25 protein-coding genes and 3 pseudogenes are annotated in these 26,255 nt (G+C 70.0%); 9 read left to right on the plus strand and 19 right to left on the minus strand.

What is annotated here, in order from left to right:
• Positions 1 to 561, minus strand: a complete 561-nt coding sequence (locus tag ACZ7IB_RS37760; RefSeq protein WP_470918958.1) for a hypothetical protein — start codon at positions 559 to 561, stop codon at positions 1 to 3.
• A 130-nt stretch (positions 562 to 691) separates the two neighbouring features.
• Positions 692 to 826, minus strand: a pseudogene (locus tag ACZ7IB_RS37765) (HAD hydrolase-like protein); the annotation flags it as partial.
• A gap of 104 nt (positions 827 to 930) precedes the next feature.
• On the opposite strand from ACZ7IB_RS37765, the gene ACZ7IB_RS37770 reads away from it, so the two are divergent.
• Entirely contained in the window at positions 931 to 2,436 is a 1,506-nt protein-coding gene (locus ACZ7IB_RS37770) for a recombinase family protein (RefSeq protein ID WP_470918959.1), read from the plus strand.
• Positions 2,437 to 2,554: 118 nt separating this feature from the next.
• Entirely contained in the window at positions 2,555 to 3,334 is a 780-nt protein-coding gene (locus ACZ7IB_RS37775; RefSeq protein ID WP_401989508.1) for an HAD-IIA family hydrolase, read from the plus strand.
• Positions 3,335 to 3,468: 134 nt separating this feature from the next.
• Here ACZ7IB_RS37775 and ACZ7IB_RS37780 read toward each other — a convergent pair.
• The 10 genes and pseudogenes from ACZ7IB_RS37780 to ACZ7IB_RS37825 all read right to left on the minus strand — a co-directional run.
• Positions 3,469 to 3,648, minus strand: a pseudogene (locus ACZ7IB_RS37780) (TIGR01457 family HAD-type hydrolase); the annotation flags it as partial.
• 66 nt (positions 3,649 to 3,714) lie between these two features.
• On the minus strand, positions 3,715 to 4,776 hold the full coding sequence (locus tag ACZ7IB_RS37785) for a 2-aminoethylphosphonate ABC transporter substrate-binding protein (protein ID WP_470918960.1): 1,062 nt from the start codon (positions 4,774 to 4,776) through the stop codon (positions 3,715 to 3,717).
• Positions 4,777 to 4,859: 83 nt separating this feature from the next.
• A complete protein-coding gene (locus ACZ7IB_RS37790) occupies positions 4,860 to 5,657 on the minus strand; it encodes an ABC transporter permease (protein ID WP_470918962.1) in 798 nt (265 codons plus the stop codon).
• Positions 5,644 to 6,594 carry a 2-aminoethylphosphonate ABC transporter permease subunit gene (locus ACZ7IB_RS37795; protein WP_470918963.1) on the minus strand — a complete coding sequence of 317 codons (951 nt, stop codon included), beginning with the start codon at positions 6,592 to 6,594 and terminating at the stop codon, positions 5,644 to 5,646. The genes ACZ7IB_RS37790 and ACZ7IB_RS37795 overlap by 14 nt, the downstream gene beginning before the upstream one ends.
• Positions 6,587 to 7,678 carry an ABC transporter ATP-binding protein gene (locus ACZ7IB_RS37800; RefSeq protein ID WP_470918965.1) on the minus strand — a complete coding sequence of 364 codons (1,092 nt, stop codon included), beginning with the start codon at positions 7,676 to 7,678 and terminating at the stop codon, positions 6,587 to 6,589. Before ACZ7IB_RS37800 ends, ACZ7IB_RS37795 begins: the two co-directional genes overlap by 8 nt.
• A complete protein-coding gene (locus ACZ7IB_RS37805; protein ID WP_470918967.1) occupies positions 7,675 to 8,382 on the minus strand; it encodes a phosphonatase-like hydrolase in 708 nt (235 codons plus the stop codon). The genes ACZ7IB_RS37800 and ACZ7IB_RS37805 overlap by 4 nt, the downstream gene beginning before the upstream one ends.
• Positions 8,379 to 9,503, minus strand: a complete 1,125-nt coding sequence (locus tag ACZ7IB_RS37810; protein ID WP_470918969.1) for a TIGR03364 family FAD-dependent oxidoreductase — start codon at positions 9,501 to 9,503, stop codon at positions 8,379 to 8,381. The genes ACZ7IB_RS37805 and ACZ7IB_RS37810 overlap by 4 nt, the downstream gene beginning before the upstream one ends.
• Positions 9,504 to 9,645: 142 nt before the next feature.
• On the minus strand, positions 9,646 to 10,416 hold the full coding sequence (locus ACZ7IB_RS37815) for a GntR family transcriptional regulator (protein ID WP_470918970.1): 771 nt from the start codon (positions 10,414 to 10,416) through the stop codon (positions 9,646 to 9,648).
• A gap of 82 nt (positions 10,417 to 10,498) precedes the next feature.
• A complete protein-coding gene (locus tag ACZ7IB_RS37820; RefSeq protein WP_470918972.1) occupies positions 10,499 to 11,716 on the minus strand; it encodes a hypothetical protein in 1,218 nt (405 codons plus the stop codon).
• Positions 11,717 to 11,963: 247 nt separating this feature from the next.
• Positions 11,964 to 13,109, minus strand: coding sequence for an ROK family transcriptional regulator (locus tag ACZ7IB_RS37825; RefSeq protein ID WP_470918973.1), 1,146 nt, complete (start codon positions 13,107 to 13,109; stop codon positions 11,964 to 11,966).
• 56 nt (positions 13,110 to 13,165) lie between these two features.
• Between ACZ7IB_RS37825 and ACZ7IB_RS37830 the strand changes: the two genes are divergently transcribed.
• The 3 genes from ACZ7IB_RS37830 (at position 13,166) to ACZ7IB_RS37840 (ending at position 15,605) form a co-directional block, all read left to right on the plus strand.
• Positions 13,166 to 14,320: a Gfo/Idh/MocA family oxidoreductase gene (locus ACZ7IB_RS37830; protein ID WP_470918975.1), complete on the plus strand. Its 1,155-nt coding sequence runs from the start codon at positions 13,166 to 13,168 to the stop codon at positions 14,318 to 14,320.
• Entirely contained in the window at positions 14,317 to 14,796 is a 480-nt protein-coding gene (locus ACZ7IB_RS37835) for a heme-degrading domain-containing protein (RefSeq protein WP_093900345.1), read from the plus strand. The genes ACZ7IB_RS37830 and ACZ7IB_RS37835 overlap by 4 nt, the downstream gene beginning before the upstream one ends.
• A 245-nt stretch (positions 14,797 to 15,041) precedes the next feature.
• Entirely contained in the window at positions 15,042 to 15,605 is a 564-nt protein-coding gene (locus ACZ7IB_RS37840; protein WP_470918977.1) for a Uma2 family endonuclease, read from the plus strand.
• Between the two features lie 560 nt (positions 15,606 to 16,165).
• On the opposite strand, the gene ACZ7IB_RS37845 is transcribed toward ACZ7IB_RS37840, so the two are convergent.
• Entirely contained in the window at positions 16,166 to 16,345 is a 180-nt protein-coding gene (locus ACZ7IB_RS37845; RefSeq protein WP_470918978.1) for a hypothetical protein, read from the minus strand.
• A gap of 162 nt (positions 16,346 to 16,507) precedes the next feature.
• Here ACZ7IB_RS37845 and ACZ7IB_RS37850 point away from each other — a divergent pair, with 162 nt between their 5' ends.
• Together ACZ7IB_RS37850 and ACZ7IB_RS37855 are read left to right on the plus strand one after the other, a co-directional pair.
• Positions 16,508 to 18,835 carry a M9 family metallopeptidase gene (locus ACZ7IB_RS37850; protein ID WP_470918979.1) on the plus strand — a complete coding sequence of 776 codons (2,328 nt, stop codon included), beginning with the start codon at positions 16,508 to 16,510 and terminating at the stop codon, positions 18,833 to 18,835.
• Positions 18,836 to 19,007: 172 nt separating this feature from the next.
• Positions 19,008 to 19,325: pseudogene (locus tag ACZ7IB_RS37855) on the plus strand (transposase); the annotation flags it as partial.
• On the opposite strand, the gene ACZ7IB_RS37860 reads toward ACZ7IB_RS37855, so the two are convergent.
• From ACZ7IB_RS37860 to ACZ7IB_RS37885, 6 genes are all read right to left on the minus strand, one after another.
• On the minus strand, positions 19,322 to 20,182 hold the full coding sequence (locus ACZ7IB_RS37860) for a fumarylacetoacetate hydrolase family protein (protein ID WP_470918981.1): 861 nt from the start codon (positions 20,180 to 20,182) through the stop codon (positions 19,322 to 19,324). The pseudogene ACZ7IB_RS37855 and the gene ACZ7IB_RS37860 overlap by 4 nt on opposite strands.
• Before the next feature lie 136 nt (positions 20,183 to 20,318).
• Complete coding sequence (locus tag ACZ7IB_RS37865) at positions 20,319 to 21,089, minus strand: YidC/Oxa1 family membrane protein insertase (RefSeq protein WP_470918982.1); 771 nt, start codon at positions 21,087 to 21,089, stop codon at positions 20,319 to 20,321.
• Between the two features lie 97 nt (positions 21,090 to 21,186).
• Positions 21,187 to 21,519 carry a DUF6412 domain-containing protein gene (locus ACZ7IB_RS37870; RefSeq protein WP_470918984.1) on the minus strand — a complete coding sequence of 111 codons (333 nt, stop codon included), beginning with the start codon at positions 21,517 to 21,519 and terminating at the stop codon, positions 21,187 to 21,189.
• A 297-nt stretch (positions 21,520 to 21,816) separates the two neighbouring features.
• Positions 21,817 to 23,352, minus strand: coding sequence for a sodium:solute symporter family protein (locus ACZ7IB_RS37875; RefSeq protein WP_470918986.1), 1,536 nt, complete (start codon positions 23,350 to 23,352; stop codon positions 21,817 to 21,819).
• Positions 23,349 to 23,507 carry a DUF3311 domain-containing protein gene (locus tag ACZ7IB_RS37880; RefSeq protein WP_114249032.1) on the minus strand — a complete coding sequence of 53 codons (159 nt, stop codon included), beginning with the start codon at positions 23,505 to 23,507 and terminating at the stop codon, positions 23,349 to 23,351. Before ACZ7IB_RS37880 ends, ACZ7IB_RS37875 begins: the two co-directional genes overlap by 4 nt.
• A gap of 55 nt (positions 23,508 to 23,562) precedes the next feature.
• Positions 23,563 to 24,366, minus strand: coding sequence for a class E sortase (locus ACZ7IB_RS37885; protein ID WP_470918987.1), 804 nt, complete (start codon positions 24,364 to 24,366; stop codon positions 23,563 to 23,565).
• A 78-nt stretch (positions 24,367 to 24,444) separates the two neighbouring features.
• On the opposite strand from ACZ7IB_RS37885, the gene ACZ7IB_RS37890 reads away from it, so the two are divergent.
• Both ACZ7IB_RS37890 and ACZ7IB_RS37895 read left to right on the plus strand, forming a co-directional pair.
• On the plus strand, positions 24,445 to 25,446 hold the full coding sequence (locus tag ACZ7IB_RS37890) for an SEC-C domain-containing protein (RefSeq protein ID WP_470918988.1): 1,002 nt from the start codon (positions 24,445 to 24,447) through the stop codon (positions 25,444 to 25,446).
• A 110-nt stretch (positions 25,447 to 25,556) separates the two neighbouring features.
• Entirely contained in the window at positions 25,557 to 26,063 is a 507-nt protein-coding gene (locus ACZ7IB_RS37895) for a GNAT family N-acetyltransferase (RefSeq protein WP_470918990.1), read from the plus strand.
• Positions 26,064 to 26,255 lie beyond the last annotated feature (192 nt).

Here is a 26,255-nt window from a genome sequence, read left to right on the forward strand (position 1 = left end):
TCAGTCCTCGGCCGGGCGGCGACGGCGCACGCTGCGGAACCCGACGGCGGCGGCCGCGACGGCGGCCAGGGCCAGACCGATCACCACATGCACGGCGCCGGGGCCGTCCTGATGGGCTTCCTTGTCGGTGAGGACGGCGGTGCCGCCGCCTCCCGCGCTGACCGGGGCGAGGGGCGTGGCCTGGTCGCGGTCGATGACGGTGACCCTGCCGGATGCCTTGGTGCCTTTGTCGTCCGTACAGACGATCTGGATGTCGTGGTCGCCCGGGGAGGCGCCCGAGCTGATCCGGGCCTGCGCGAAAAGGCCCCCGTCCGCGGCGGGCGAGAAGCGCGCCTCCGAGACGAAGGCATCGGAAGTGCCCCTGGCCTCCTTGCCCCCGCAGGCGTCCAGCCTGAGGGCCACGTCGCCGCCCGGGGCGGCGGAGGGCGGGGTCACCGAGAGTGTGGTGCGGGAGTCCGAGCCCGTCTGGTCGGACCCGGATTCGGCCAGTGCGGCGGAAGCCGGCACCAGGGTCGCCGCGACGGCCGCGACGGCACAGAACGTGAGGGGTATCGAACGCATCGTGAACCTCCTTAGGGAAGGTTCACGCCTGCTCCGGCTTTTCGCATCCGCAGGGGCACGGGAGGGGCGGGCGGGCAAGGCCCGCTCGGAACGCTCCCCCCTCCCCCCTCGGGCCAGTGCCCCGCCGGGCTCAGCTCACGTCGACGAGGTCGACCAGATCGGCGATGGAATCGACGACCCTGGACGGCCGGAAGGGGTACTTGTCGATGTCGGCCATTGTGGTGAGACCGGTGAGGACCAGGAACGTCTGCATCCCCGCCTCCAGTGGCCAGCACATCAATCTTCGAAGCTGTATGTACGAACCTCACCACGCACACATCAAACGTATACTTTGGCCCAATCTTGATGGCAGCGCTGGCGGGGACAGACATGCTCGCAGTAGGTGGATACGCCCGAATCTCGGACATCGGGCAGATAGGTGACGGGCGCGACGGCCGAGAGGGAGTCGTCCGCCAGCGCGAAGACGTGTACGACTTGGCTCAGCTCAAGCGCGTCAACGTGCACCGCGTCTACGAGGACAACGACACCTCCGCCTACAAGCGCCGCGTGAAGCGCAAGGACTTCGAGGAGATGGTCCTCGACCTTCAGAACGGTGTGATCAGCGGCATCCTGGCCTACAACATCGACCGCATCGCCCGCCAGCCGCGCGACCTTGAACGTCTCATCGACATCTACGAGCAGGCTCGTCGGCCCATGGTCTTCGGTACCACCGCAGGTGACTATGACCTGACGACCGGAGACGGGCGTTTCCAGGCCCGCATCTACGTGACCATCGCCAACAAGTTCTCCGCGGATGCCGCCCGCCGAGTCGCCCGGCAGAAGCTGGCCGAGGCCACGGACGGGAAGCCGCACAAAGGGCAGCGGGCTTTCGGCTGGAAGGACGTAGAGCACGTCGACGAGTGGGAAGCCGAGCTTCTTCGGAAGGCCCGCAGGGACGTGGTCAAGGGCAAGACGATCGCCACTCTCCATGAAGAGTGGACGGAACTGGGTGTGCGCGGCCCCCAGACTCCCCCCGGCAAGACGATCGGGTACACCAGCGTGAAGTACGTGCTGAGGAACCCTCGCCTGTGCGGGTACCGCGCCTACATCCCGCAGGAAGTTCGCGAGAGGTCCGGCCGCGTGGACCCCACCGAATACCTGGTTGAGCGCACGGACGGCACACCGGTCATCGGGCAGTGGGAGACGATCTTCACGCCTGCGGAGTGGCGGGAACTGATCGATGCACTGGACGCCCGGAAGAACACCGGCAGGGGCCGCAAGACTGGGACCACGGTCACGAAGCGGCTGCTCACTGGCATCGCCCGCTGCGCGAAGTGCGGAACCGGCCTGCAATCCGCCATGTACGCGAAGGGCACTCCCAGCTACGAGAAGTACGGGTACTACTACCTGTGCAAGAAGGCGAGCGGCGGGTGCGGAAAGCTGTCCCGCAGCGGTCCCCCCGTCGATGACTACGTAGAGAAGGTCCTTCTCGGCAACCTCAAGAAGCAGGCTCGCAATGTGCAGCCCGCTGAAGAGGAAGACCCCGAGTTGGTCAAGGCCAAGAAGACATTGGAGCAGATCGAGGCGGACAAAGCCGAGGCTCGACAGCTTCGGGCTGACGACCTGCTCTCTCTCGGCGAGTTCGCCCGCGAGATCCGCCGCCTGGAGGACAAGGAGCGGGACACGAAGGAAAAGGCCTCGGCGCTTTCGGGGACTCCCGCCCGAGCAGGCTCCGCGGCCGGTCGCATCGTCCGCGAATGGGAGGGCTACACCGTGGACATGAAGCGGCAGGAGATCATGAGGAGTATCGAATCTGTGGTGATCAGCGGAGCAGGTAAGGGCGGCGCACAGCGCGGAGTGTTCCGCCCGGAACTCCTTGAGATCGTGTGGAAGTAGCCCGTGTACAACAAGACCGCCCGGCGACCGGTCCGGGCTGCGAGACGTTCAGGCCCTGAGTGCGACGAGTGAATAGCATGGTCATCCCGTGAGTCCTCGTATGGCAGGAGCCGCACCCATGACAGATCACAAGCCCATCGATTCGTGGCTCACCGACATGGACGGGGTGCTGATGCACGAAGGCGTGCCGATCCCTGGCGCGGATGCCTTCATCAAGAAGCTCCGGGATTCGGGCAAGCCATTCCTCGTTCTGACGAACAACTCGATCTACACGGCGCGAGACCTGCATGTACGGCTCAGCCGGATCGGCCTCGACGTACCGATTGAGAACATCTGGACCTCGGCCCTGGCCACCGCCAAGTTCTTGGACAGCCAGCACCCCGGCGGCACGGCTTACGTCATCGGAGAGGCCGGGCTCACCACCGCCTTGCATGAGGCCGGGTACGTGCTGACCGACGCCGAGCCCGATTTCGTGATCCTGGGTGAGACTCGGACTTACTCGTTCGAGGCCCTGACGAAGGCCATCCGGTTGATAAACAACGGTGCCCGCTTCATCGCCACCAACCCCGACAACACCGGGCCCTCGCCCGAGGGGGCGTTGCCTGCAACTGGTTCCGTTGCCGCGTTGATCACGAAGGCGACCGGCAAGGAGCCGTACTTCGTCGGCAAGCCCAACCCGCTGATGATGCGCAGTGCGCTGAACACGATTGGTGCGCACTCCGAGAGCAGCGCCATGATCGGTGACCGGATGGACACGGATGTGTTGGCCGGGCTGGAAGCCGGGATGGACACCTTCCTGGTGCTCACCGGGCTGACGGCCAAGGCCGACATCGAGCGCTACCCGTACCGGCCGACGAAGGTCGTGGACTCGATCGCGGACCTCGTCGACCTCGTCTGAGTGGTGGTCCGGCACTCCGCCCCGCCGCGGAGTGCCAGGCAGCCAAAATAAGACGTTCAGGGCCCTGGGAACGGCGTTTCCGCACCTCAGGGCCTTACATCCTTTGTGTGCGCCAGGCTCCGAAGACCATGCGGCCCCGAGTCCCGCAACCGCTTGATGAAGGCATCCGCCCCGGGGATCGGCGTCCGCTCGTGGATCAGGACTCCGTCCATGTCGGTGAGCCAGGATGAGATCGGCTTGCGCTCTGCCATGTGGGACTCCTGCCGTACGCCGTGTGCGGGGACGCCGGCGGCACCGCGTCCGGGGTGGTCCAGACCCGTTACCTTTGCGCGACAATCCGCCGAAGTCCCTTTTCCTCAAGGTGAATCGCCGGCCTGCGGTCAGCTGCCGGTGGCCGACTTCCAGGCCTCGACGTACGTGTCCAGGTTGGTGCCGATGTCCGACCAGTCGGGCTGGAATATCTCCACGCCGTCCATCAGCTCGGCGAGCTCGATGGCGTTGGCGTCGGTGGCCTCGACGTCCTTGCGGGCCGAGAAGCCGCCGCCGACCGCGCTGACGTCCTTCTGGGCCTGCTCGGAGAGCATGAAGTCGAGGAGCTTCTTGCCGTTGGCGCTGTGCGGGGCCTTGTCGACCAGGCCGGCCGCGTACGGCAGAGCGAAGGTGGTGGGCTTGCCGCCCCCCTTCGCGGGGAACCAGATGCCGAGGTTCGGCATGTCCTTGGACTGTGCGTAGTTCATCTGGACGTCGCCGTTGGCGGCGAGCAGTTCACCCTTGTCGACCTTGGGGGCGAGCTTGCCGGTGGAGGCGGACGGGCCGACGTTGTTCGCCTGGAGCTTCTTCAGGTACTCCATCGCCGGCTCCTTGCCGCCGAAGTCGTGCATGGCCTTGATCAGTACGGCCGTGCCGTCACCGGCGACTCCGGGGGTGGAGTACTGGATCTTGTTCTTGAACTTTCCGTCGAGCAGTTCCTCCCAGGTGGTGGGTGCCGACTTCAGCTCCTTCTTGTTGTAGACGAAGCCGAAGTAGTTGTTGACGACGGAGGTCCACTTGGAGTCGGACGCCTTGTCGGCGCCGTCGACCTGGTCGGAGCCGGCCGGTGCGTACGCCGTCAGGAGGCCCTTGCTGTCGGCCTGCTGGATGAACGGCGGCAGGGTGACCAGCACATCGGCCTGGGTGTTGGACTTCTCGCGGACGGCGCGCTGCACCATCTCGCCGGAGCCGCCCTCCACGTACTTGACCTTGATGCCGGTCTTCTTCTCGAAGTCCTTGAAGACCTTGTCGTACCAGCCGTCGCCGTTCTCGCCCTTGAGGCCGTCTGCGCTGTAGACGGTGACGACCTTCTCGTCGGAGGCGGCCGAGGAGCCGCCGCAGGCGGAGAGGGTGGCGGCGAGGGCGAGGCAGCCGGTGACGGCGGCTATGGGCTTGAGGTGGTTCTTGCGCATGGCAGTCGTATCTCCTGGATGTCGGCCGGAAGCCGGCCGGAGTCAGTACGGGGGGGGTATCGGCCGATCCACGGATCGACGGATCAGCGGTACGAGGCCCTGGTGCGGATTCGGGCGACGCCGAGCAGCACGAGCAGCGTCGTTCCCATCAGGACCACGGCGACGGCCGCTCCGGTGAACAGCGAGCCACGGTCGGTGGCCGCGAAGATCTGCACCGGGAGCGGTGTCCAGTCCGGCGGGTAGAGCATCATCGTGGCGCTCAACTCACCCATGGACAGCGCGAAGCAGAGCCCTGCGGCCGCCGTGAGGGACGGCAGCAGGAGCGGCAGCTTGATACGCCACAGGACGTACGAGGGCCGGGCGCCGAGACTGGCCGCCGCCTGTTCGTACATCGGGTCGAGATGCACTATTGCCGCCGAAACCGACGAATAGGCGAACGCCGTGACAAGAATCGTGTGCGCCAGGATCACGATCCAGCGCGTCCCGTTCAGCAGCACCGGCGGCTTGCTGAACGCGACGAGCACGGCGAGGCCGACGACGACCGACGGCACGGCGACCGGCAGCATGAACAGCGCGTCGAGGAACCTCCTGCCGCGCCTGCGCAGCGAGGCGGCGGCGAGCGCGGCCCAGGAACCGACGGTGACGGCGAGCAGACTGGCACTGACGGCGGTGATCAGGCTGGTGGTCAGGGCCTGGAGGGAGTCGCCGCCGGTCGCGGCCGCGTAGTGCTCGGTGGTCGGGCCCGAGGGGAAGGCGCCGGACCAGTTGGTGGTGAACGATGCGGCGAGGATGACCAGCAGCGGCACCGCGAACAGCGGGACGAAGAGCACGAAGAACACGGCCCAGACGGCCCACTTCCCCGTACGGCTATGCACCAACACGGCGGCTCACCGTCCGGTACAGGCTGTAGAGACCCACGGAGATCGCGATGTTGACGACGGCGACGACACAGGCGGCCGGGTAGTCGGCCTCCAGGATTGCCTTGCTGTAGACGAGCATCGGCAGGGTCGTGACCCCTTTCGCACCGGTGAACAGCACGATGCCGAACTCGTTGAGACACATCACGAGGACGAGGCTGCCGCCCGCGGCGAGCGCGGGGAGCGCCTCGGGGAGGATCACCTGCCGCACGATCCGGGCAGGCTTGGCGCCCAGCGAGGACGCCACCTCCAGTTGCGCGGTGTCGAGCTGCGAGAACGCGGCGAGCAGCGGACGCATCACGAACGGGGTGAAGTACGTGACCTCGGCGAGCAGCACGCCCCAGGGGGTGGTGAGGAAGTCGAAGGGCCCGCTCGATGCCCCGGTGACGTCCGTCCACAGGCCGTTGGCCATGCCGGCATTGCCGTAGATGAACAGCAGGGCGAGCGTGATCAGGAACGACGGGAAGGAGAGGAAGACGTCGATGAACTTGGCGACCGCCCTGCCGCCGGGGAACGGCACGAACGCGATGACCATGGCCAGGACGAAGCCCAGCACCAGACATCCGATCGTCGAACCGACCGCCAGCCACACGGTGGTCGTCAGCGCGGAGCGGAACGACTCGGAGGCGAAGACGTCACCGTACGGGGCGAGCGAGGTGCCGCCCTCGTCCGGGCTGACGGACTGCTGAACGACGAGGGCCAGCGGATAGAGGAAGACGAGTGCGAGGACGGCGACGGGCGGCAGCGCCCAGACGAAGCGGGGGATCCGGCGGTCGCCCGCACCCCGGTCCGGGCCCTCGACCGGCTTGCGTGGGCCGTCGATCGAGCCCGTCCGGAGCCTGAGGACGGACCGGCTGCCGGACGGTCCCGGGCGGATGTCCGCGGTCGGCGCGCTAGGCATGCGCCCCTCCCCCGGCTCCCGGTGCTGTGCCCGCAGGCAGCAGCACCGCGTCCTCCGCGGCAAAGTGCAGCGTCACCGCGTCTCCGAGCGCCGGCGTCTCACGCAGCTCGCGGAGGTCCGCCTTGACCCGGTGCCCGTCGACGTCGACGTACAGCCGGTGGGTGGAGCCCCGCCACTGCACCTCGGCGATCGTGCCGCTCAGCGCGTTGGGCCCGTCGCCGAGCCCGACCAGATGGGGTCGGACGCACAGCGTGGCGGTGGCACCGCCGGCCGCTTCGCCGGTCGGTACGTCGAGCGCGCGCCCCGCGAAGTCGACGGTGCCGGCGCCGTCGGCGACGGTGACCGGCAGCAGATTCGCGTTGCCGACGAACGACGCGGTGAACTCCGTACGCGGACGGCGGTACAGCTCCTGCGGGGTGCCGCAGTCCTGCAGCCGCGCCTTGTCCATGACCGCGATCCGGTCGGCGAGGGTGAGCGCCTCGACCTGGTCGTGGGTGACGTACAGGATGGAGACGTCCGGCAACTCCCGGTGCAGTCGCGCCAGTTCGGCGAGCATTCCGGAGCGCAGCTGGGCGTCGAGCGCGGAGAGCGGTTCGTCGAGCAGGAGCACGCCGGGGCGGATGGCGAGCGCGCGGGCGATGGCGACGCGCTGCTGCTGGCCGCCGGAGAGTTCGCGCGGGTAGCGCCCGGCGTAGGCGGCCATGCCGACGAGTTCGAGGGCCTCGGCGACCCGCTCGGGGATCTCCGCCTTCGCCGTCTTGCGGGCCTTGAGTCCGAAGGCGACGTTGTCCTGGACCCGCATGTGCGGGAAGAGGGCGTACTGCTGGACGACCATGCCGATGCCGCGCTTGTGGGGCGGCAGCCCGGTGACATCACGGTCGCCGAGGTACACCCGCCCCGAGGCGGGCTGCACGAATCCGGCGACGGCGCGCAGGGCGGTGGTCTTGCCGGACCCGGAGGGCCCGAGCAGCGCCATGACCTCGCCGGGTTCGACGGTCAGATCGAGCCGGTCGAGGACGGTGTTCCCGCCGTAGGCGACGCTGACCTGATCGAAACGGATCCCGCCGGTGGCCCCGCCGGTCATACTTCCGCCCGGGCGACGAGGTCCGGCAGCTCGGCGACCGAACGCAGGACGTGGGTGGCCCCGTTGCGGGTCAGCTGGTCCTTGTCGTGTGCGCCGGTCAGCACGCCCGCGACGATCCCGGCCCCGGAGCGGATGCCGCTGAGCATGTCGTACGAGGTGTCCCCGGCGACCACGGTCTGCTGGACGCCGTCCACCGCACCGGTGCGCAGGAAGGCGGCGAGGACCATGTCCGGGTGGGGGCGCCCGCGCCCGCCCGCGTCGGCGGGGCACAGGGTCAGGTCGGCCAGGTCCTGCCAGCCGAGTGCGGCGAGGATCGCGTCCTGGGTGACGCGCGCGAACCCGGTGGTGAGGACCACCGTGCGGCCGGCTGCCTTCAGCTCCTCGATCGCCTCGCGGGCGCCGGGGACCGGGGCGATGAGGCCGCCGTCGACCAGCTCCCCGTACGCCTCCTCGAAGGCGGTGTTGGCCTGCTGGGCCCGGCCCTCGTCACCGAAGAGGTGGCGGAAGACGGAGATCTTGGACTCGCCCATGGTGGCGCGTACGTAGTCGAGCTTCCCGGCGTGGTCGGCGGAGCCGGGCTCCACGCCGAGGCGCTGGGCCGCGGCGGAGAAGGCCTGCTCGACGAGGCCGCCGTCGGCGACGGTGGTGCCGGCCATGTCGAGCACGATCAGGTTGAGGGGGTTCTGCGAGGTCAACTTCTTCACCAGCCCAGTTCGTTGGCGGTCGTTTCGGCGATTGCGGGCGAGCAGGTCATGCCGCGGCCGCCCGGTCCGGTGACCAGCCAGACGCCGTCTCGCACCTGCTGGCGGTGGACGACCCGGCCGGCGTCGGTGCACTGGGCGTAAACCCCGGCCCAGCGGTGGCGGATCCTCGGCAGCGGGCGGCCGAGGAAGGATTCGACGACCCCGGTGAGGTGCTCGTACGGCTCCTCGACGGTGTCGAAGGAGAAGGGGTGCTCGTACTCGTGGGTGTCGCCGATGGTCAGTCCGCCGTCACGGCGCTGCACCATCAGGAGCTGCATCCTGTGCTCGGCGGCGGTCGGCTCCTGTGCCTGCCGGGCGTTGAGGGTGTCCAGCGCCTCGCTCCGGTACGCCGGGTAGTAGCGGAAGCTGTCGGCGTCGGCGACGGAGGTGGTGAGCGGCTCACCGAGCGGGTCGGTCTGCATCATCTGGAGGCGTACGCGACGCACCGGCAGATCGGGGCCGGCCAGTTCGCGGACGAGTCCGCCGAGCCAGGCGCCGGTGGCCAGGATCACGGCGTCACCGTTGTGCACATCGCCGTGGTCGTCGCGGACGGAGGCGGTACCCCTCACCTCGCGGACCTCACGCCCACCGAGGTACGTATACCGCCCGGACTTCAACAGCTCCTGCTTCAGCGCCAGTTGGGCGGTGCGCGGCTCGACCGCCGCATCCCGCTCGCACCACAGGGCGGCGGTGAAGCCGCCGCGCAGCGCGGGGTTGATCGCGCGGGCCTCGCCGGCGGTGAGCAGCTTGTAGCCGCGGGCCGCCGCGTCGGGGCGGGCCACGGCCGCCTCTGCGACGGCGGTCTCCAGCTCGGTGCGGAGCGGGGTGAGCGAGCCGCAGCCCCGGAAACCGAGGCCGGGGACCCGGACCCCGATGCCCTCCCACAACTCACGGGCGCGAAGTGCGGTCTCCAGCTCCTCGCCACCGGCCCGGCCGCTGACCCATATCTGTCCGAAATTGCGGAGCGATGCCCCGCGTGCCTCGCTCTCGCGCTCGATCTGTACGACCTCGTGGCCGCGGTTCACTGCGTGCCAGGCGTGCATGGTTCCCACCACGCCGGCTCCTACGACGATGACTCTCACGACGGCTACGCTCCTCGGGGCTGGTGGCCCGTACGGATCGGTACGGCAACGGGAGGGTGAACTGGGCCCCAAGCTTGGCCTAGACCCGTTACATTCTCGTTATCGTGGTGAGTCGATCGGCGGCTGTCGCGTCCGGGGTCGTTCAGCGTCCGCCCTGCGCGCCCAGGTGCGCGGTGAAGGAGAACCTGTCCCCGCGGAAAAGGGTCCGTACGCGCTCCAGCGGCTTCCCGCCCGTATCGCGCGAGATCCGGTGGATCAGCAGCATGGGCAGTGCGGGCGGCGTACCGATGAGCAGCGCCTCGCGCGGCGTCGCGAGCACGGTCTCGATCCGCTCGTCCGCATCGCCGAAGGAGATCCCGAGCCGGTCGCGGAGGTAGGCGTAGAAGGACGAGTCGGGGTCGAACCCTTTGTCGAGATCCGGTACGCGGGCGACGGAGACGTACGTGCTCTCCAGGCCGACCCGGTCGTCGTCGGCGAGCAGCACCCGCTCCAGGTGCCAGACCGGTTCGCCGCGCCCCACCCCGATGTCGGCGGCCAGCGCCTCGGGGCAGGGGAACCGCTCCAGACCGATGAGGTGACGGCCGGGCGTGCGGCCCTGGCGGCGTACACCTTCCGTATAGCTCGCCAGCGAGAGCGGCTGCTCCAGCTTGGGGCCCGCGACGACGGTGCCGCGCCCCTGGCGGGCGAGCCGCCCCTCCAGCAGGAGTTCGCGCAGCGCCTGGCGCACCGTCTCGCGCGAGACTTCGTAGCGCTCGGCCAGATCGCGTTCGGTGGGCAGCATGCCGCCCTCGCCCAACTCCTCTATGAGGAGGGATACACGGGCCTTGACCGCGTAGTACTTGGGGATACGGCCGTGCTCCGGGATGCCGGAACGGATGGGTGCGCCAGGTGCCTGGTCGTACGGGTAGTCCACGGCCCGATGGTGGCAGACGGACATGAACACCCGTGAACGCCCAGGCGCGGACGGACCTGACGACGGGTAAGGAAGGGGCGGTTCAGGGGCGGGGGCGGCGGCGCAGGCGGCGGGACCAGACCACCATGGCCCCGCCGCCGATCAGGAACCCGGCAACGGTGATGCCGGAGTACGGAACGGTGGCCGGGCCGGTTGCGGCCAGCTCGGGAAGATCGCTGTCGGCAGGGGCCCGGCCGGGTGCGAGCGGCCGCGGAGCGTCACCGGTGCCGGCGGTGTCACCGGTGCCGGGGGTGGCGCTGGGTCTGGCTTCGTCGGGCAGGGTGTCGCGGCGGGTGTCGCCGACCTTCCCGGTCGCACCGATCTCCCCCGTCCCGCCGACCTCGCCCGTCTTGACCTCCCCCGTCCCGCCGACCTCGCCAGTCTTGACCTCCCCCGTCCCGCCGACCTCCCCGGTCTCGTCGGTCTCTCCGGTCTCGCCGCTGTCCTCGACGACGGCAAAGGGGTATTCGTCGGACTCGCCGACCCAGGCCCCGTCGTCCTTCCCGGTCCCGCCGCTCGCTGCGGGCTGCCGCTGGACGATCGTGGCATTGGCGGTGATCCGGCCCGGGCTGGTGTCCGAGGTGAACGCCATCCGGACCTCGACGGTGACGGTACGGCCCGCGGGGATGGTGAAGCCCTCGAAGGAGTCGGCGCCGTCGCCGCCGAAGACACCGATGTGTTCGTCCTGGTCGGTGGTCTCCCAGGTGACGCGGTGCTCCACATCGGGACGGCTCGGCTCGGAGAACTCCAGCTGGATCTGGTCGGAGGTCAGCTTCCGGTCCTCGTCGGTGAGGACCAGCACAGGATGGATGGCCCGGCACGACTCGGTGGTGGTGTTGGTGAGGTCCAGGAACCAGGTTCCGTAGCCACCGCCGGATGCGTAGGTGTCCGGGCCGCCGTGGATACGGGTACTGATCGGGAAGTCGCTCGCCTCGGGATCACCGCAGGTGGGCTGCTGGTCGGCGGTGGCGGAGTCCGGCTTCGAAACCGGGGTGGCCGAGGGTGCGGCGGAGGCGGGTGCGGCGGAGGCGCCGCCGAGGACGACGGGAACCACACTCGCCGCCGCCAGCCCGAGCGCGAGCCCGTGCCGCGTCCGCCCGGGGAGCGGGTGCGGGGGCGAAGGAGGACGCGCGGGGGCGTCGGACGCGGGGGTGGAGGCGGCGGCGGAGGAGGAGAGAGGGATGGAAACAGGACCGGCCGCGGGGATGGATGCAGGGGTGGAAGCGGAAGGCCTGCCGGACGGGGGCGGTGTGGGGGGCATGTGGGGGGCACCCTTCGCTGCTCGCGAGACGGCCGGCTCGCCCCGTGCGCCGGAGTTCACCGGTTCTGGGCCGCGACGCTGCCACGCGCGCGCGAGGCGACCGGCACCGACCTGCCGGAGGGCCGCCCGGCCGGCGGCCCGGAACCCCTCGATCAGCTCAGTCGCGCCCCGCGTCCGCGCTTCTGCCCCGGGCCGCCGGGCGGCCACCGGACCGAAACCGAACCCGCCGCCCTCGGCCGCCGCGCGGTCATGGGACCAGGACCGCGCCCCCGTCCGCACCTCCGACGTCGCCGCCCGCGACCCGCCCGAACAATGGGGCCAGGACCAGCTGCGCGGCCCCCTCCGCGACCGGCCGGTCCCCTCCCCCGGCGGCGGTGACCGGCACGGGCGCGTCGATGCCGCCCAGCCGGGCGCGCTCGTCGATCACGGCGCGGACGCCTCGTACGTACGCATCGGGGTCGGCCGCGACGGTACGGCCGCCGAGCATCACCCGGTCGACGTCGAGCAGCCCGACGAGGTTGGCGGCGCCGGTACCCAGCACCCGTGCAGCCTCCGCGACATCACCGCGGGCGACGGCGGCGAGGCAGAGCGCCTCGATGCAGCCGCGCCCCCCGCAGCTGCACACCGGCCCGTCCAGCTGGACGGTCTGGTGCCCGAACTCACCGGCCCCGGTACGGGCCCCACGGTGCAGCCCCCCGCCCAGGACCAGCCCGGCGCCGAGCCCGGTCCCGAGGTGCAGATACGCGAAGTCGCCCGCGCCCGCCGCGCGCAGGGCGAGGCCCAGGGCCGCGGCGTTGGTGTCCTTGTCGACGACGACGGGCAGCCCGGTCCTCGCGGCGAGCGCGTCCCGCAACGGATACCCGTCCCACTGCGGGAACCCGGTGACGCGGTGCAGCACTCCGCCCCGGTGGTCGAGCGGCCCCGGCACCGCCACGCCGACCCCGAGCACCGGCAGCTCCACGGGCTGCGCGCCCCCGTCCCGTACCGCCGCGACCGCGTACGCCGCCACCGCGACCACCTCGTCCGCCGGGGCGCCGAAGTCCAGCGGGGCGGTGCGGCTGGCGGCAACCGCGCCGGCCAGGTCGACGAGCACCACCGTCAGCTCGTCGCGGTCCAGGTGCATGCCGACCGCGTACCCGGCGTCCGGCACCAGCCGCAGCACGGTACGCGGCTTGCCCCCGGTGGAGGCCCGGTGGCCCGCATCGGCCGCCAGGCCCTCGGCGCGCAGCCGGGCGGTGATCTTGCTGACGGCCTGCGGCGTGAGCCCCGTACGCTCGGCGAGTTCGAGCCTGCTGATGCCGCGCTCGCCCGCCACCCGCAGCAGATCCAGCACCAACGCCGCATTGTGGCTGCGCAGCGTCGGCAGGTTCGCGCCGCTATTACTCCTGTTCACAGCCCCATTGTCCCTGTCGCTTGCACTTTGGCAACAGCGTTGCTTAAGTGACAGGCATGACTGGCAACGTGACTCACGAGACGCCCGGGCTGTCCGAGACCCCCCTGCGCGTCGGACTCGTCGGCTACGGCCTGGCGGGTTCCGTCTTCCATGCCCCACTGATCGCCGCGACCGAGGGCCTCGTCCTCGACACGGTCGTCACCTCGAACGAGGAGCGGCAGGCGCAGGCGCGCGCCGAGTTCCCCGACGTACGGTTCGCCGGGTCGCCGGGGGAGCTGTGGGGGCGCGCGGACGAACTCGATCTGATCGTGATCGCGTCGCCGAACAGGACCCATGTCCCGATCGCGACCGCCGCACTCGAGGCCGGTCTGCCGGTCGTCGTGGACAAGCCGATCGCCGGTACGGCCGCCGAGGCGCGGGAGCTCGCGGCCCTCGCCGAGGCGCGCGGGCTGCTGCTCTCGGTGTTCCAGAACCGCCGCTGGGACAACGACTTCCTCACTCTCGCCCGCCTGATCGCGGACGGTGAGCTGGGGGACGTACAGCGCTTCGAGTCCCGTTTCGAGCGGTGGCGCCCGCAGCCGAAGGGCGGCTGGCGCGAGTCGGGCGACCCCCAGGAGATCGGCGGGCTGCTGTACGACCTGGGCAGCCATGTCGTCGACCAGGCGCTCGTCCTGTTCGGACCGGCGGTACAGGTGTACGCGGAGTCCGATGTACGCCGCCCCGGCGCCGCCGCCGACGACGACACGTTTCTCGCGATCACCCATGCGAACGGGGTCCGCTCGCATCTGTACGTCAGCGCCACCACGGCCCAGCTCGGCCCGCGCTTCCGGGTGCTCGGCTCGACCGCCGGCTATGTGAAGTACGGCCTCGACCCGCAGGAGGCCGACCTGCGCGCGGGCGCGCGTCCGACGGCGAACCGGCCGTGGGGCGAGGAGCCCGAGGAGCTGTGGGGCCGGATCGGCTCGGGCGAGTCCCCGCTGACGGGCGGCGGCGCCCCGGTCCGTACGCTGCCGGGCGACTACCCCGCGTACTACGCGGCGGTCACCGACGCACTGCGCGGAAAGGGTGACAATCCAGTGACCGCCCTCCAGGCCGCCGCTGCCCTGGACGTACTGGAGGCCGCGCGCCGCTCGGCCCGCGAGGGCGTCACCGTGCCCCTGCCCGCCGCAACCCCGTCCACCTCCGCCGATACCGAGGAGCAGACCGTATGAACCCCACCGCTCCGACCATCTCCGAGCTCATCGCTCAGGAACGCCGACTGACGCTGCCGCATTTCAGTTACGACGATGCGTACGCCCTCGGCGGCCTGCTCGTCTCGATGGCCCGGGAAAGACACGCCCCGGTCGCGATCGACATCCGCCGCGGCGCACAGCAGCTGTTCCATGCCGCGCTGCCGGGATCGAGCGCGGACAACGACGCCTGGATCGACCGTAAGCGCAAGGTCGTGGAACGGTACGGCGAGAGCTCGTACCTGGTCGGATCCCGGTTCCGGTCGAAGGGGACGACCTTTGACGAGTCCTCGCGCCTGGACCCGGACATGTACGCCGCGCACGGCGGTTCGTTCCCGATCGCGGTCGAGGGCGCGGGCGTCATCGGCTCGGTGACGGTCTCGGGCCTGCCCCAGGCGGAGGACCACGCCCTGGTGGTCGAGGCGCTGGAGCAGTTCGCGACGACGATCGGCGCGTGACGGGAAGGAGGGGTGGGGCGCCGGCGACGCGGGACCCCACCCCTCCGATCTGTCAAGGCCGTCATCCCGGAGAAGAGGGACCAGGCCGCCAACCGCAAGAAGAAGGGCTCCACAGGCGGCCGGCCCCGTCCTCCTCGGCCTCGCCGCCCTAGCCATCCGCGGCCGCGTGAATCGCCGAGCACCGGCACGTCCCGGCAGAAGTCGGGGCATGATGCTGTTGAGCACCACCATCAGAGGCGGGACAAATGACGAGCGCACCCGACTACAGCCACGGCATCGACTCCGAACGCGCCCTCAAATACGCCGTCCAGCACATCCGCGGGGACCGTGTTCAGATCATCGAGGGGATCATCGAGCCCGTGTCACCGACCTGGGATCACGAACGCGCCGCCCGAGTGGTACGCCGGCAGCTCGAGGACCGCGTCGACGAACTCGGATGCGTCGAAGGGTCCGGGAACCTGGACCTGCCCGGGTCGTCGAACTGGTACGTCCCAGACATCGCAGTCGTCCCCGAGGAGCTCGCCAAAGGCGGCGGAGCACTGCTCCCCGACCAGACGCTCCTCGTCGTCGAGGTCACCTCGGAATCGAACGCGGAAACCGACCGGATCGTGAAACGCCGCCGGTACGCCGAGTACCGCGCCCCGCTCTACCTCCTCGTCGACCGGATCGAGGGCAGCATCACTCTGTTCTCCGAACCCGGCCACCTCGGCTACACCCGCGTCGACGGCCCCCACCCGTTCGGGACCGTGCTGCACCTGCCGGACCCGTTCAACCTGAACCTCGACACGGGCGGGCTGTCGCCCGCCTGAGCGCCGCACGAAGCGGAAGGTGCACGGAGGATGCAGCGCCGTCTCCACGGTTGCGTCGTCGATGTCGCCGGGGGCGAGGTGGGCCCAGGGCTGCCGGACCTGGTAGATCATGGCCCCCTGCACCTCGCGGTCGCTGTTGCGGGGTCTTCGTGGGTGAAGGCCGCGCGGAAGTTCTCCAAGGCACGCGGGGAACGTGACGAAGCCCTTCCCCCGGCGGGGGAAGGGCTTCGTGGGTGAGCGCTGGGCAGGCCTTGCACCTGCATTTCCCCGCAGGAAGCGGGGTGTCTTTCCTTGGACCACCAACGCAGCGTCAGTCGCCGTGAGTTGCGGAAACTTCCAAGATCAACCATAGCGCATGCAGCCGTCGGTCGGCCCCGGCCATCACGAGGACGTTCGGCACCAAGGCAGTCCCCGACGGGGAGACGGCGCTGGACAATGCGTGATCCCCGATCGAGGCGATCCGCGTCCAGCGCCGTCGCCGGACAGCCCGCGAGCCCGGACCATGTGGTTCGGGCTCGCGGCATGTACCGGTATCGGCCGGCGGTCGGCCTGATGGCATGTCAGGCCGGCTGCTCGACATGGGCGAGGCGGTTCTGGGCGTACGTGAAGAGCAGGCCGACGTACACGCGGAGAAGTGCGGGGTCGGCGCAGCACACCTGGCCGGAGCCGTATTCCACGGCGATCAGGGAGCCCAGCGAGTTCGAGCGAGCGGCGGCCGGGACGGGCGAGTGGGCGCGCAACGGCCTTCCGGGGCCACCGATCTGACAACATTTCGGTTTGCGACGGACGGCAATCCGGTCCGGGATCTTCCCGCGCGATGCAACATGTGCCATTTTACATGTCACATATCGATTGCCCGCATGCCCAACGTGCGGCCACGAAGGCCCCGGAGGCCCCCTCAGATGCGCCCCTCCCGGATATCAACGGCCAACGCGCGCAGACTTTCTGCGCTCGGCGCCGCTCTCTTCGTCGCGCTCGGCCTGCTCACGCCGCAGAGCCAGGCCACCCCCGTCGGCGCCGTGACCAAGGTTGGCGCCACCGCTGCCGGACCCGCGGCCTCGGCGCCGCGGTCGATCCCGGTCCCCAAGTCGCCCGACGCCACGACCGACGGCTCCGGTTTCAAGATCTCCTCGCAGGACTCCATCGAAGAGTCCGGCCCGGCGGCCGCCCCGACCGCCGAGCCCGTCAAGGCCGGCAAGCAGTCGGCCGCCGCCGGCGGGAACGAATGCGGCGACCTGTCCGGAGTGGTCAACGCCACGGGCAGCGCGCTGATTCAGCAGCTCAAGGCCCTCCCCGGGGTCACCTGCACCTACCCGCTGTTCAACCTCACCGGCACCGACGCCGGGAAGACGTTCCGCGAGCCCCAGATGGTGACCGTCGCCAACGCGCTGCGCGACGCCTCCGCCACCTACCCGGGCGACAACAGCACCTCCGTGGGCCAGTTGGTGATGTTCCTGCGCGCCGGCTACTACGTGCAGGACAACCACCAGGACGTCGTCGGTGACTACGGCACGGCGCTGCAGGTCTCGGCCCGCGGCGCGCTGGACGCCTTCTTCGCCGCCCCGCGCAGCAAGGACGTCACCGACGCCAACGGCGACACGCTCAACGAGGTCGTCACGCTGATCGACAGCACCCACGAGGCCGGCCGGTACGCCGGCGTCGTCAAGTGGCTGCTCGCCAACTACGACGCCACCTGGCCGAGCCGGATGACCCTCTCCCTCGAGAACGCCGAGCGCGTCGTCGAGAACGGCTTCGATACCAAGAACGACGGCCGGGGCTGGCGGGCCGCACTCAAGGCCGACCCTGCGATCCTCAACACCTGGGCCGACTTCATCACCCGCAACGAAACGCAGCTGAACCGCTTGGACGTCATCAGCAATGTCGGCCGCTTCCTCGGTTACGCCCTCGACGTTCCCGAGCTCAAGGACCGGGTCCGGCCGCTGCTGAAGGACCTGATCAACCGCTACCCGAACGTCGGCCCCACCGCCCCGATCACCATGAACCTGGGCTGGGCCACACGTCAGTACGACAGGGGCAACTGCGCGGCCTACGGCATCTGCGACCTGGGCAGCCGCGTACTCCCGGTGGTCCTGCCGGTCCAGCACACCTGCACCCCGGGCCTGAAGATCCGCGCCCAGGACATGTCCCCCGGGCAGCTGGCCACCACCTGCACCAGCCTGATCAACCAGGACGCCTACTTCCACCGCGTGATCGGTGACAAGGGCGCGATCCCCGGTGACGTGAACACCAACCTGGAGGTCGTCGTCTTCGACGACTACACCCAGTACTCGCTGTACGCCTGGGCCATCTACGACATCGACGTCGACAACGGCGGCATGTACGAGGAGGGCGACCCGGCCAAGCCGGGCAACCAGGCCCGCTTCATCGCCCACGAGGCGTCCTGGCTGCGCCCCAAGTTCGAGATCTGGAACCTCAACCACGAGTACACCCACTACCTCGACGGCCGCTACAACATGTACGGCGACTTCGACGCCGGCCAGACCACGCCGACCATCTGGTGGGTCGAGGGCATCGCCGAGAACATCTCGTACGGCTACCGCCAGGAGCGCAACGCCGACGCGATCGCCGAGGCCGGCAGGAAGACCTACAAGCTCAGCGAGTTGTTCGACACCGTCTACGGCCAGGACGAGGACTCCGACGTCAACTCGGCCCGGGTCTACCGGTGGGGCTTCCTGGCGGTCCGCTACATGCTGCAGGCGCACCCCGCGGACATCGAGGCCGTGCTCGGCAAGTACCGCACCGGTGACTGGAGCGGTGCCCGCACCTTCCTGAAGCAGACCATCGGCACCAGGTACGACGCCGACTTCGCCACCTGGCTGACGACCACCTGCGCGACTGACAACTGCGGCCCCCTGCCGGAGGCCCCGTCCACCCCGCTCTGCACCAACGCAGACCCGCGCCAATTCGACAAGAACTGCCGCCGGGACAAACTCGCGGCCACCACCGGCAACTACAGCAGCCACTTCCTGTACCTGCCGGCAGGCGTCCAGCACCTGACCATCACCAGCACCGTCGGCACCGGCAACGCCGACCTGTACTACAACGGCACCGGCTGGGCCACCACCACCTCGTACCAGGCGAAGTCCACCAACGCCGGTAACAACGAGACGCTGACCATCGACAACCCGCCGTCCGGCTGGGTCTACTTCAGCCTCGCCGCCGGACAGCAGGACTTCAGCGGCGTGAGCGTCACCACGCAGTACCAGTAGGCCGCTCCACCGGAACCCACCGAGGTCCGCCGAGCAGGGAAGGCCCCCGCCGGCGTGACACTGTCGGAAAACGGGGCTTGGGCGTGCGTCCCGCCGTCGTCGGGCGGCGGGACGCAGTGCCTGTCCCGCCCGACCAGGTCCGGAGCCGGCGGCACCTGGCAGCCGCAGCCCGACCTACTCGTCCCGCGGCAACCGCGCCCACCTGTGGAAACGCCGCATCAAGGCGGTCATCCCAGAGAAGAAGGACCAGGCCGCCAACCGCAAGAAGAAGGGCTCCACAGGCGGGCGGCCTGTCGGCCGCGACGCGGACCTCTACAGGGCACGGAACACCGTCGAGCGTCTGATCAACAAGCTCAAGGCCTGGCGAGGCATCGCCATCCGGTACGACAAGACCCCGGACAGCTACCTTGCCGGACTCCACCTACGCGCCTCAATGATCTGGCCCAAAGACCTCACCCGAACCGCCCCAGGCGCACCGTCTTCCTGCTAGGCACCCTTCAGTTCCTGCCGCTGCCGCCCCAGCCCCACAATCTCCAGCTCCACGACATCCCCCGCCCTCAGATACGGCTTGGGCTCGGGGTGCCCCAGAGCGACCCCCGCCGGCGTCCCGGTGTTGATCACATCGCCCGGGTACAGCGTCATGAAGTGGCTGAGATAGCGGACCACCTCGCCCACCGGGAAGATCTGGTCGGCCGTCGTGCCGTCCTGCTTCAGCTCACCGTTGACCCAGAGCTTCAGCGGCAGCGCCTGCGGGTCGGCGATCTCGTCCGCCGTCACCAGCCACGGCCCCAGCGGGTTGAACGTCTCGCAGTTCTTGCCCTTGTCCCAGGTGCCGCCGCGCTCGATCTGGAACTCGCGCTCGGAGACGTCGTGCGCCGTCGCGTATCCGGCGACATGCGCGAGCCCCTCCTCTGCGGACTCCAGGTAGCGAGCGGTGCGCCCGATGACGACCGCGAGCTCGACCTCCCAGTCGGTCTTGACGCTGCCGCGCGGCACCAGCACCGTGTCGTCGGGTCCGACGACGGTGTCCGGCGCCTTGAAGAACAGGATCGGCTCGGCGGGAATCTCCGCACCGGTCTCGGCGGCGTGGTCGTGGTAGTTCAGCCCGATGCACACGATCTTGCCGATCCGGGCGAGCGGCGGCCCGACCCGAAGCCCCTCGGCGTCGAGCTCGGGCAGCTCGCCGGGCGCGGCCGCGGCGGCCCGTACCCGGGCGAGCGCGGACTCGTCGGCGAGCAGCGCGCTGTCGATGTCGGTGACGATTCCCGACAGGTCACGCAGGGTTCCGTCCTCGTCCAGCAGCGCCGGTCGTTCCGCGCCTGCCGTACCCACACGAAGCAGCTTCAACGGTCTTTCTCCCCTTGGTCGAGATCGGGCCCGCCGGATGGGTGGCGGCCATCGCAGGCTTGTCCGATCGTCCAAGACATCCGATCACTCCGCAAGACCCTGTTCACACACTGGACCGGCGCACTCGCCGCCCCGATTACGTCGCTGCGGCCATGGCGGCGCCCGCCGCCGGCATGTCGCGGTAGAGGACGGCCCGCTCGATCGCGGTCCAGGTGGTGCTCGTGACCACGTACAGCGCGGCGGCGAGCGGTACGACGGACACGGTGAAGAGGGTGGCGAAGGACATCAGGGGCATCAGCTTCGTCATCGCGCCCATGCCCGGGACCGGCTGTCCGTCGGGGCCGGTGGTCGGGGTGACGGGGTTGGCGGCCATCTGCCGCTTCGTACGCCGGAAGTTGAAGGTGGCCACGACGGCGACGATCGCGAACAGGCCGAGGTAGACCATGCCCTGCGCCCCGAACAGCCCGCCGTGCGCGAGCGCGTCCTGCCAGCGCTCGCCGAGCGGGGCTTCGAAGAGCTGGTGGCCGAGCAGCGCGTTGGGGTCGCCGCCGATCTTCTGACTGGAGAAGAGGTGGTAGAGGAGGAAGAAGGCGGGCATCTGCAGGAGGCTGGGCAGGCAGCCGGAGAGCGGCGAGACCTTCTCCTCCTTGTGCAGTTCCATGAGCGCCTTCTGCATGCGCTCGGGGTTCTTGCGGTGTTTCTTGCGCAGTTCGGCGATCTGCGGCTGGAGCCTGGTGCGGGCTTTCTGCCCGCGCGCCGCAGCCCGCGACAGGGGGTGCACGGCGAGCCGCACGAGCGCCGTGAACAGCACGATCGCGGCGGCGGTCGACGCGCTCTGGAAGAGCGGGTGCAGCACATCGGCCAGCGCGCCGACCAGGGCGGCGAACGCGGACATGATGACGGACATGGGTGAGCCCTCCGGGGGTCTCGTCTTGCCGGGAAGAAGAGCGAACTCGGCATGACGAACCGCGAGGGGGGCCTACTACTGGTGTGAGTGTGAGCCCCTACGCGGCCGTCGGAAGGGCGCGGCCGGGGGCTCGGGGGCGTCTGCGCCCCTTGGCGTCCGGGTCTCGCTGCGGCAGGAACGCGGTGCGTTTCTCCCGGTCGCGTATGGCCGTACGGACCCGGGTGCGGGGCACGGGGGCAGCGCAGCGGGCGCTGATGACCGAGGCGACGGCGAGCGCGGAGCCGGCGGCCGCCGTGGCGGCGAGCGCGACGGCGGCGGAGAGGCTGCCGCCTTCGGCGAGGAAGACTTCGGTGACGAGGAAGAGCAGCAGCCCCAGGGGGCGGAGCAGCCGGGCGAGGCCACCGCGCAGACGGTTCACGTCACCGCTCATCGGCCCCTCCCTTCTTCCCCTTCGCGGTCTGACGGCCGGACTCACGCAGCCACGCTTTTCGCGCAGGTGTGCGTTCGGCTCCCCAGCCGTTATACACGATGGGTCCGGCATACCCGTCCGCGCTCAGGCGCGATCGGTCTCCAGCGGCCGCAGCAGTCGGTGCGGCGCGAGCCGTTCCTGATCGTGGGCAGCCTCGCCGACGACTACGGCCGCCACTGACGATGGCGATCACCGCGACGGGCTAGGGCGCGGACGGCGCGCTGCTGCTGTCGGTGGGCCCGGCCGTGCCGGCGACGGTCAGCGTCCTGCTCCTGCGGGAGCGCCGCTGAGCTCCGCGTCCTCCTCCGGGGTCCCGATCTCGTCCCGCGCGAGCACCTCGCTGTCCGGCCGGTCGTCGTGCTCGCGCGGGCCCGCGTACGTCACGGCGAGCGCGACGACGAGGTTGGCGCCGAGCGCCACGATGCCCGCGTTCACCCCCCACACCGGATCGTTCTCCGTGAACACGAACCCGCACACCGAGCCCACGCCGACGACCAGCCCGCTCATCGCCCCGAGCAGGGTCAGCCGCCGCCACATCAGCCCCAGCAGCACCATGGGGAGCAGCTGTGCCATCCCCTCGTACGAGATGAGGGAGAGCCGTACGAGGGTGTTCGGCGCGGTGTACGTGAGCACGAGCGCGATCACACCCGCGGCCACCACGACGGTCTGGGCGGCGCCCTTCTGCCGCCGCTCCATCCGCGGCACGAGCGACAGCACACTGCGCCCCCACATCGTTCCGATGACCAGCATGAAGACGGCCATCGGCACGATCGACGACAGAGCCGCCGCCACACCGATGACGCCGACCGCCCAGGCCGGCAGCGAGTCCACGACAAGCTTGAAGAGCGCCAGGTTGGACTCGGCGCCGACGAGCCCCGGCACGACGAAGAGAGCGGCCATGCCGAGCAGCATCGGCACGAAGAGCAGCACGTTGTAGGCGGGCAGCCACATCGCGTTGCGGCGCAGTACGTCGGCGTTCTTCGCGCCGAGATAGCCGGCGACGGTCGTCGGGAAGATCACCACGGTGAGGGAGTTGAGGAACGAGGTGGTGATGAACCACGCCTGCCCGAGCCCGCTGTCCCCGTGCCCGGGGAAGGTCAGCCACTGGCTCTTCTCGGTGACGAGCCGGTCGAGGAAGGGCCCGTAGCCGTCGAAGTAGTGGATCGGTACGTAGAGGGCGAGGAAGCCGAGCGTGGCGATCACGAGGATGTCCTTGAGGACGGACACCCACGCGCTGCCGCGCAGCCCGCTCACCACGACGAAGCCGGTGGTGACGGCGAAGGCTATGAAGTAGGCCCAGTTCAGGCTGATGGCACCGTAGGAGATGGTCGATACGACCACGCCCATGCCGGTGATCTGGAGCTGGATGTACGGCAGCAGGAAGACGGTCGCGAGGACGGCGACCAGCGCACCGAGCCAGGGCCGTCCGAAGCGGTGCGCCACCATGTCGGTGATCCCGACGAGCCCGTGCTTGCGCGCGTACGCCCAGAGCATCGGCCCGACGACATAGCCGAGGGCGTAACCGCAGGACATGTACGCCACCACGTAGAGCACGGGCGCCCCGTAGTTGTAGCCCCATCCCGCGGCGCCCAGGTAGCTGAAGCTGGTGTAGCCCTCGCCGGCCATCAGTACCCAGATGAACACGGTCCCGAGACTGCGCCCGCCCACGGACCACTCCGCGAGCCCGCCACCCTCGCCGCTCCCTCTTTGCCGCCCGCGCATCGCGAGCAGCCCGAGGGCGACGGTGACGACCATGAAGACCCCGAAGACGGAGGTCGCGACTGCGGCGTTCACCGGCGGTCCCCCCGTCGGGTCAGCCATACGGCGACGGGTGTCAGCAGGGTCGCCCCGAGCAGCCATACGAAGAGGAACGGCAGTCCGAGAACCACGGGATGGACCCGGTTCACGAACGGCAGCGCCCCCAGGTACAGGACATGGGGGACCAGCAACCACAACAACTGCGGACGTCGTCTGAGCACGTCAGGGAACCTTAGTGCGACACCGCTACCGCGCCCGGACCCCCGTCAGCTTCCCCCATACGACAAGCCGGTAACGGGAGGTGAATTCGGGCGTGCACGTAGTGAGCGTCACATAGGAACCGGCCGCGCTGTACCCGGCGTACGGCTTCACATTGCTGCGCGGGACGGCCGCGATGACACCGCTGTCCCGGGCGCTGGTCTGCCCGAGCGTCCGGTCGATGGTGTACGTGTAGACGGCGTCCCGGGTCTCGACATCGATCCGGTCCCCGCGCCGCAGCCGGTTGATGTACCGGAAGGGCTCGCCGTGCGTGTTGCGGTGCCCGGCGAGCGCGAAGTTCCCGGCCCGGCCGGGCTGTGCGGTGCGCGGGTAGTGCCCGACGTACCCCTTGTCGAGGACGCCGCGCTTGCTGATGCCCTGGGCGACGGGGGCGGTGAGCCCGAGCCGCGGGATACGGATGACGGCGTACGCCTGATCCCAGCGGGGCGCGGGGGGTGCGGTGCGCCCCCCGGACGAACGCCCGCCGGAAGCCCCACGTCCGGACTCGCCACTGCTCCCCGTACCGCCCTCCGCCCCCTGTGGCTGTCGCGGCTCCTCCTGTGGCCGCCCCTGCGGCTCCCCCCACTCCCTCTGAAGGGCCTGCACCTTGTGCTGGGCGTCGGCGCGGGCCTGCCGGTTGGTCCACCACAGCTGATGAACAACGAGCAACAACAGGACGACGCCCAGGGTCACCACCACCTCGGCGCCCGTCCACAACCCGCGCGCGGCGACCCGACGCCCTCGCGAGTTCCGCTGCACCACCACCGGTATCCGCTCCCGCACGGCCCGCACGATAGGGCCATGTGCCGTAACTCTCCAGGGCCGGAACAACCCTCCGTCCAGGTGCCGTACAGCAGTACGGTGTGGGTCATGCGCCCCGACACGCCTGCTGACCACACCACCGAAGCCGAGCGCCTGCTGCGCACCGCGGCGCAGTACCCCGAGGACCGCGAGCCGCTGCTCCTCCAGGCCGCGGCCCATCTGGAGCTCGCCGGTGACCGCGCCCGCGCCACCACCCTCTACGACGAACTGCTCGGCTCCCCCGACCTCGACCACCCGCACCTGGTCAAGGCCCTGAACGCGGCCAACCTGTGGGAGTACGGCCACGAGGCCGAGGCCCGCGCGATCATCGACGGCATCCGTACCGCGGGCCCGCTCGACCCGGCACCCTGGGAGATCGCGGCCGGGACCCTCGAATCGCACGACGAGCTGGAGGCGGCCCACGACTGCTTCACGACCGCGCTGACGCTCCTCCTCACGCCGGGCGAGGAGGTCCCGTACGCCACGCAGTCGCTGCTGATCGGCCGCCACCGTGTGCGAAGGCTGATGGGCGTCGAGCACGACGTCTGGGACGAGCTGGCCGACACCGTCCACGCGGCCTCCGTCCCGCTGGACGAGCTGCACGACCCGAAGCGCCTGTGGGCGCTGGGCTCCTCGGACCCGGGCGAGCTCCGGGCCGAGATCACCCGCCTCCGCGCCGAACTGGGCACGTACCGCACCGCGCTGTCCCGCCCGTTCCCGGTGGCGGTGCTGCACTGGCCGGCCACCGAACTCGACGAACTCCTGGGCGCGTACCCGGTCCTGCGCAGCGAGTACCCCTCCCACGCCGACCACCTGGCCCGCCTGGAAGCCGCGCTCCGGGACCTCCACCAGGCCGGCGCCCCGAACCTCGGCATCGTGACGGGCACGGTCCCCTCGTACGAGGCCTTCGCCGCCTCGGAAGCCACGTCCCCGGCCGACCCGGACCTCCTCCCCCAGTACGCCACCACCCTCGCCGCCCGCGGCCGAGCGGTCCCCTGGCCCCCGGCCCGCAGCGCACCCTGCTGGTGCGGATCGGGACGGGCGTACCGGGAGTGCCACGGGGCGGAGTGACGGCCCCGGTCGATCGGGGGCCCGGCCACGCCAGGGCCCCCGATCGCAGGTCCGCATCCCTTCCCGCCACGGCAAGACCTCCCGGTCCCAGCCCCCCGTACCCTTCCCCCATGCCCGAACTCCAGCTTCTCCGCGCCGATCACGCCCCGGCCCTGCTCGCATTCGAGCAGGAGAATCGCGCCTTCTTCGCCGCGTCGATACCGGATCGCGGCGACGAATACTTCGCCCACTTCGAAGCCCGGCACGCCGCGCTGCTCGCCGAACAGGCAGCGGGTATCTGCCGCTTCCACGTCCTGGTGGACACCGATTCCGACGGCGAGGGCGAGATCCTGGGCCGGTTCAACCTGGTCGACATCGCGGACGGCTCCGCCGAACTGGGCTTCCGTATAGCCGAAAAGGCCACCCGCCAGGGCCTGGCCACGGCCACCGTCCGCCAGATCTGCACCCTGGCCGCCACCGAGTACGGCCTGACCACACTGCGCGCGGCAGCCGCGCTCGACAACACGGCCTCACGCGCGGTCCTGACCCGCACGGGGTTCGTCCCCACCGGAGAGGAAATCCTGCTGAACGACCGCCCGGGGCTCGGTTACGTACGGAGTACGGCGGGCGAGGTCTGAGGGGGCGCCGACATCTCAAGAACGCGGGTACGAGCGCGGGGTGTCTCGGCGCTGCGCGGCAGACGAACCCTGTTCCGGCGGATCCCGACTGTGGCTAACGAGGCTGTGAGCGAAGTTCCCGGCTCACGCGGAGTCGTCACCGACGTGGGTAGGGCCTGGAGTCTCAGGTGATGTCGCCACCCAGATAACGGC

The sequence above is a fragment of the Streptomyces sp. NPDC037301 genome, from assembly GCF_055602785.1.